Origin of the sequence: Eggerthella sp. (genome assembly GCF_048329335.1) — a bacterium.
GTDB classification, from domain to species: domain Bacteria; phylum Actinomycetota; class Coriobacteriia; order Coriobacteriales; family Eggerthellaceae; genus Eggerthella; species Eggerthella lenta.
This window is the reverse complement of sequence record NZ_DBFEGU010000438.1, coordinates 1-5,726: the sequence shown is the minus strand read 5'-3', so window position 1 is coordinate 5,726 and position 5,726 is coordinate 1. Positions and strand designations below refer to the sequence as shown.

Genomic DNA, 5,726 nt, shown 5'->3' with positions numbered 1-5,726 from the left:
TGATCGCAGTATGCGAGCTGGGCGTGGAGGACATCATGATCGTGGCGCACACGAACTGCGGCGCACAGCACATGAGCGGCAAGGAAATGGTAGCGAACATGGAGCGCCTCGGCGTGTCGGCCGAGCGCATCGAGTTCGCGCGGCACTGCGGCATCGACTTCGACAAATGGCTGGCCGGCTTCGGCGACACCGAGGAAGCCGTGCGCAAGAGCGTCGACATGGTGGCGAACCACCCCGTCATGCCGCCCCACGTGCGCGTGATCGGCTTCATCATGGATTCCGACACCGGCAAGCTTTCGGTGGTTTGCTAAGCAGGCGACGTCGTCCAGACTCACCGTCGTCCTTGCTTTTCATTTGACTGTCATTTGCTTTTCTGGGCCCGCGAACTTCGGCCTTCGCTACCCCTTCGGGGTTTTCAGGGAGTCGGCCATGTTCTTCAGGGCGGCGTCGCTGAAGCCTTCGCTGTAGGCGCTCGGGATGACCACGGTGCCGCCGGAACCCTTCACACTCTCGTACAGCAGGTGCATCGTGCGCAGGCGCAGGGCCACCTCGTTCTCCTCGTACACGTGCGCGGCGTCCACCAACATGGAGGAGATGTCCTTCTCCACCTCGGCCAACACCATGCGGGCGTTCTTCTCGCGCTCGGCCTGGGCCTCGGTGGACATGACCTCTTGCAGCTCCTGGGGAATCACGATGTCGCGGATCTCCACCGACAGCACGGTGATGCCCCATAGCGACGTGCGCTCTTCGATGACCTCCTGCAACTCCTGATCCAGCTGGTTGCGGCGGATGGCCACCTCCGACACGCTGGCGCGGCCGATGGCGTCGCGCAGCGCGGTCTGCGCCACCAGCGACACGGAGTTGTAGTAGTTCTCCACCTCGAGACACGCCTTTTCGGCGTCCCACACCATCCAGAACAGCACGGTGTCCACGTTGATGGGAACGAGGTCGCTGGTCAGCGTCTCCTCGGCGCCGAACCCGGTGACCATGATGCGCTGGTCAGCCTTGAGGGCAGTCTGCTCGATGAAGGGGATGGTGAAGTACAGGCCGGGGCCCTTCGAACGGCTGAACTTGCCGAACCGCAGCACCACCACCTTCTCCCACTGCATGGCGATGTGGATGGACATCTCGGCAAGGCATGCCAGCGCGAAACCGACCAGCACCACCCACACGGTGAAGGCTCCTGTGATCAGGTAGCCCGCCGCGATGGCCAGCACGAGCGCCACAACGAACACGAACGCCGAGAACATGAGCGAGCCGTTCTGCGACGTGCGCCGATCGGTGCGCGAGTTGTACTGCTCGATGGAAAACGGCTTGGCGGCCGGCGCGTCAGTTTGATTCTTTCCTTTGCGATTTTTCATACAAGCCCCGTCTCATGCTCGCGCCCCCTTCCACGTCCTGCTGGACGCGATGGGCGACGTCGATCATCCTCAACATGATTTCATCAAGCGTCATGCCCAACGCGAGGCACCGCTTGATGCTCTCCTCGATTTCCGTATCGGCGATGGACTGCACGTCGTCGGCGGCCAGCTTGCCGATATCGCGGACGAACACGCCGCAGCCTCGAACCGATTCCACATACCCGTCGTGCTCGAGGTTGATGTACACCTTGCTCACCGTGTTGTAGTTGATGGCGGCTTCGGCGGCAAGCGTGCGGACGCTGGGCAGCTGATCCCCGGGCTGGTAGTGGCCGGTCTTGATCAAGTAGACGAACCGGTTGCGCAGCTGCACCCACACGGGCAGCCCCGACGACTCGTCTATCTCGAATAACGCCATGCCACTTCCTTATTCTTTCTGAGGGATCATCCGTTCCGCATTGTACAAGATAACCAGCTTGTACAGCGGCGGCAACCGCGCATCTTCAATGCATCCCCGACCAAACAACGCAGAATCGCAGCACCAGCCCTCCCGCGATGCACAGCAGGTCCACCGGCAGCGCGCGAACCAACCGCTTCGTCACCGTGACGAACACTTCGACGGCCAAGGGAACCAACAGCCCCAAGCCCACCAGCCCCACGACGAACCACGGGCCCAGCCCGCTCGGGTCGAACAGGATCGCCAGCGATTCGCGCGCGAAGGGGTTGGAGAACCCGAACGCCACGAACCCCGCCAGCATCACCAACTCCAGCACCAGCACCGCCAGATGGACGCGATGGAGCAGCAGCATCCATCCGCTCAAGCGCGTCACATCGCGCACGAACGGCGCGATCACGAACACCGTCGAGACGCCCGCCGACAGCGACGACAACGCGAACAGCGCAGGCGTGGCCGCGTTGTTCCACAGCGCAACCGCCTCGATCCACCCCACGTACACGCCGGTGTACGCCATCATGCACAGCGACACCGCCAAGCACGCCGCTTCGGCCGCCTTGCGCGCCCCGGCACGGACGAACGGCACGTACATGAGGTTCGCCACCGCCAGAAACCCGCTGACCAGGATGCTGGCCAGCAGCGTGAACGAGCCGAACGACAGTATCGACAGCGTGGGCCGCGTGAACAGCAAGAACGCCAACTCGGGGCGCCCCAGATCGAGCAGCAGGCACAGCGCCGCCAAGCACAGCATGACGAACCCGATGCCGTAGCACCGGGCCTTCAAATCGCCGAACGCCGCCGTTTGCTCCTGCGTGCGCGTGCGCGTCCGGTGAAACGCAAGCGACCAGGCCGCCGTCACGAACATAACGCCGGCTCCGCATCCTCCTAGGAACAGGTACAGCACCACAAGCGTCCCGAGCATCTCGTCCCCCTCTCGCCAGACGCTCAGTTCATGATAGGGCTTCGACCGCCCGATGCCTAGCTACTTCCGCTTGAACACCTGCCCTTCGCGGTCGAACGCCACGCCGAAGCGCTGTGCGTAGCGCGCGCACAGCCCGAACACGAACGCGCCTGCCCCGCGGAAGTAGTCGGACGACGCATGCGCATCGACGCTGTAGCGCCAGGCCGCAAGCCAGGGCAGCACGTGCTCGACCAGGAACGACTCCTGCTCGTCGGCCGCTTCGCCCGCCGCCGCACCGTCGCCGACCGCGAGGGCCTCGGCTTCGAGCCCGATCAGATGGCCGACGAAACCCAGCATGAGCCCCAGATGGTCATCGGGCTCCGCATACAGCCGCTCGATCTGCAACCCGTGGCGACGGTACCGCTCGCGCACTTCCAGCGTGCGCGCGCTGAACAGCTGGCTGTTCGGATCGCGGTAGAACGACTCCCAGCTGGGCGCATCGGGCGTTCCGGCACCCACGAACAGCCGCAGCCACTCGCGCCGAAGCGCGGCCACGCGTTCGTCGAAGCCCGCTTCGTCAGCCGCGGCGGCGACGCACCAAGCGTCCATCAGCGCCATGCCTTCGCGCACATCGGCATCGTCCATGCCGAACGGCGCGTTCTGGAACGGCCGCTCCGCCACCTGGTCGGCGACGACCTCGGCATCCGGCTCGCAGTACAGCAGCTGGGACGCCTGCGCGAAGCACGCCTCCGCAGCCGCAAGCACGTCCTGGTTGTACGGTGCGTTCATCGTTTCCCCTTTCCCCTCCGAAACAGCTGGACGGCCGACGAAGCGGCCGCCCAGCCTGATGCCGTTAGATCTCCTCTTCCAGGTTCACGAGCGCGCCGGTGCCGCTGCCCGACTTCTGGGCATCGCGATGCGGGTTCATGATGAGGTTCGGATGAGTCGTGTCCTTCGGCAGGGGCTCCACCTCGACGTCGCCCTCGCCGTACTTCGCGATCATGTCCTCGCGCGTGCCGAAATCGAGCGCGCGCATAGGGCAGCCGGTGACGCAGAGGGGCTTGCTCCCGCCCGCTTCCAGCTCGGCCTTGCACATGTCGCACTTCAACATGTAGCCCGCTTCGTCGTCGTACGTCGGCGCATCGTAAGGGCACACGGTCTGGCACGTCTTGCAGCCGATGCACACCTCGTGATCGGTCCACACGATGCCGGTTTCCTCGTCCTTCTGCATGGCGCCCGTCGGACAGTTCGCCACGCACGCCGGATCGACGCAGTGGTTGCACGCCATGGAGACGAAGTAGCCGAACACGCCGTTGGGCACGTAGCTGCCCGCTTCGTTGAGTTCCCAGGTGCCGCCCTGGTAGTTGAGCACCTTGCGGTACAGGTTGTTCACCGGCAGCTTGTAGGTTTCTTTGCACGCCACCTGGCATGTCTTGCAGCCGGTGCATTTGTTGGAATCAAAGTGAAACGCGTACTGAGCCATGATGCACCTCCCTTATTCCACGCCAACCGGCATGACGATCGGCCGATTCTTGTCAGGTTCGAGTGTCAGATCGCCTGTATACTTCTCCACCTGCACCAACGTACCCGTCCACGCTTGGCATCCTCCACCCGACGATTTCGGAGCCTGCAACACATTCGGGCATCCTCCCAGATCGATTCCCGTTTCTTCGTCGATCTGGAACCAAGCACCATCCTGGATGGCAACCGCACCCGGCACCAGCGTCGGGATCACCTTCGCCGGACGCAGCACCTTTCCGTGAGGGCTGGTCATCAGCACGGTATCACCGTTCTTGATGTCGCGCTCCCTGGCATCAACCTCACTGATGAAACATTCTTGGGGAAATGCTTCGCGCAAGGACACCACATTGTCGTTCACCGAGTGAGCACGACGCAGCGAGTGAGGCGTCCAAAGCAGCAGCGGGTACTCGTCGGTCTGCGTACCGGCACCCTGCTCGGGGTCGCCGATCTGGTACATGCCGATGGGGGCGATGGTAGAGTAACCCACCGAGTTGATCATGTAGGCAGCCGTCTCGCAGTAGATCTCGAACTTGCCGGAAGCCGTCTTGAGCGGACTTCCTTCCGGATCGGCTATAAAGGCCATATAGGGCTCGGGAATGAACATATCCTCGGAAAGCTCCGCCTTCAAGATGCCCTTCTCGCGGAATTCCTGGAACGTGAACTTACCCTCTTGGGGGGTGCCTTCGACGCCGGGGAAGAACTGGTCGATTTCTTCCTGCTTGATGGTCAGAAGCGTCGAAGACTCGAACGTCGTGCCGTCCATGTAGGTTGCATCGCGCACGGTCGCGTACGTACGCTCAGCATCGCTCAAGGTGTTGACCACCTTAGGGTCGAGCCCCAAGCGCGTTGCCAATTCCTCGGCGATCCAGCTTTCGCATTTCGCCTCGTACAGAGGATCGATGATCTTGTCGAACCACAGCGCGGAAGCGTAATCTCCACCGAACGCCTTGTTGGGCTTCTCCCAGAACGTCGCGCAGGGAAGCAGCACGTCGCAGTACTGGCGCGTCGAGTCGAAGAACGGGTTGACACCCCAGACGAAATCCATCGCACGAACTGCTTTGATGCCGTTCATGGTGTCGGGGATCTGGTTCAAGGTGCTCATATGGCCGCCGAAGTAGGCTGCGTGAATGTCGACCTTACGCTTTCCCGTCGGCCAGCAATCGCGACCGTATTCTCCGGAGAGAATAGAACGCCAGCATTCCGAAGGCTCCAAATTCAGCCAACTATCAGGGTCTTCCAGCGTCGGGAAGGACGGGATGGGATAGTACATGTACACCGGCGAGCCCGCAGGAGCCAAGGGGTTGGCAGGGTCGGCGGTGACCGGGCAATAGGCGCCCGTGCTGATGCCGCTGCTCATGAATTCCTTCACGCCCGACCAGCCGAAGTAATGCCCCGGGGTGCCGATGCCGCCGTGCATGAGTGCCATCGTGTAGAAGCTCTGGACGAACTGCTCGCCCGCGGGAATCTTGGATGCGGACTGCGCGCAGTTGCT

At 62.7% G+C, this 5,726-nt stretch carries 7 protein-coding genes; 1 reads left to right on the top strand and 6 read right to left on the bottom strand.

The genetic code is table 11. The features are described 5' to 3' along the window. On the top strand, positions 1–311 hold a 311-nt coding region (locus ACMO6A_RS13510), incomplete at its 5' end, for a carbonic anhydrase (RefSeq protein ID WP_418471419.1). An 87-nt stretch (positions 312–398) separates the two neighbouring features. Here the strand turns inward: ACMO6A_RS13510 and ACMO6A_RS13505 are convergent. The 6 genes from ACMO6A_RS13505 to ACMO6A_RS13480 form a co-directional block, all read right to left on the bottom strand. Further along, positions 399–1,361, bottom strand: coding sequence for a slipin family protein (locus ACMO6A_RS13505; RefSeq protein ID WP_418471418.1), 963 nt, complete (start codon positions 1,359–1,361; stop codon positions 399–401). Continuing rightward, the gene (locus tag ACMO6A_RS13500) at positions 1,330–1,776 is read right to left on the bottom strand and encodes a GntR family transcriptional regulator (RefSeq protein WP_418471417.1); all 447 of its coding nucleotides are present in this window, start codon (positions 1,774–1,776) and stop codon (positions 1,330–1,332) included. The genes ACMO6A_RS13505 and ACMO6A_RS13500 overlap by 32 nt, the downstream gene beginning before the upstream one ends. An 85-nt stretch (positions 1,777–1,861) precedes the next feature. Then, complete coding sequence (gene nrfD, locus ACMO6A_RS13495) at positions 1,862–2,734, bottom strand: NrfD/PsrC family molybdoenzyme membrane anchor subunit (RefSeq protein WP_009306003.1); 873 nt, start codon at positions 2,732–2,734, stop codon at positions 1,862–1,864. A 60-nt stretch (positions 2,735–2,794) separates the two neighbouring features. Then, complete coding sequence (locus ACMO6A_RS13490) at positions 2,795–3,502, bottom strand: TorD/DmsD family molecular chaperone (RefSeq protein ID WP_009306002.1); 708 nt, start codon at positions 3,500–3,502, stop codon at positions 2,795–2,797. A gap of 64 nt (positions 3,503–3,566) precedes the next feature. Continuing rightward, positions 3,567–4,196 (bottom strand): 4Fe-4S dicluster domain-containing protein, encoded by a 630-nt coding sequence (locus ACMO6A_RS13485; RefSeq protein WP_009306001.1) that lies wholly within the window; start codon positions 4,194–4,196, stop codon positions 3,567–3,569. Positions 4,197–4,208: 12 nt separating this feature from the next. After that, positions 4,209–5,726, bottom strand: a 1,518-nt coding sequence (locus tag ACMO6A_RS13480) for a molybdopterin dinucleotide binding domain-containing protein (RefSeq protein ID WP_418471416.1), incomplete at its 5' end; no start/stop codon positions are given.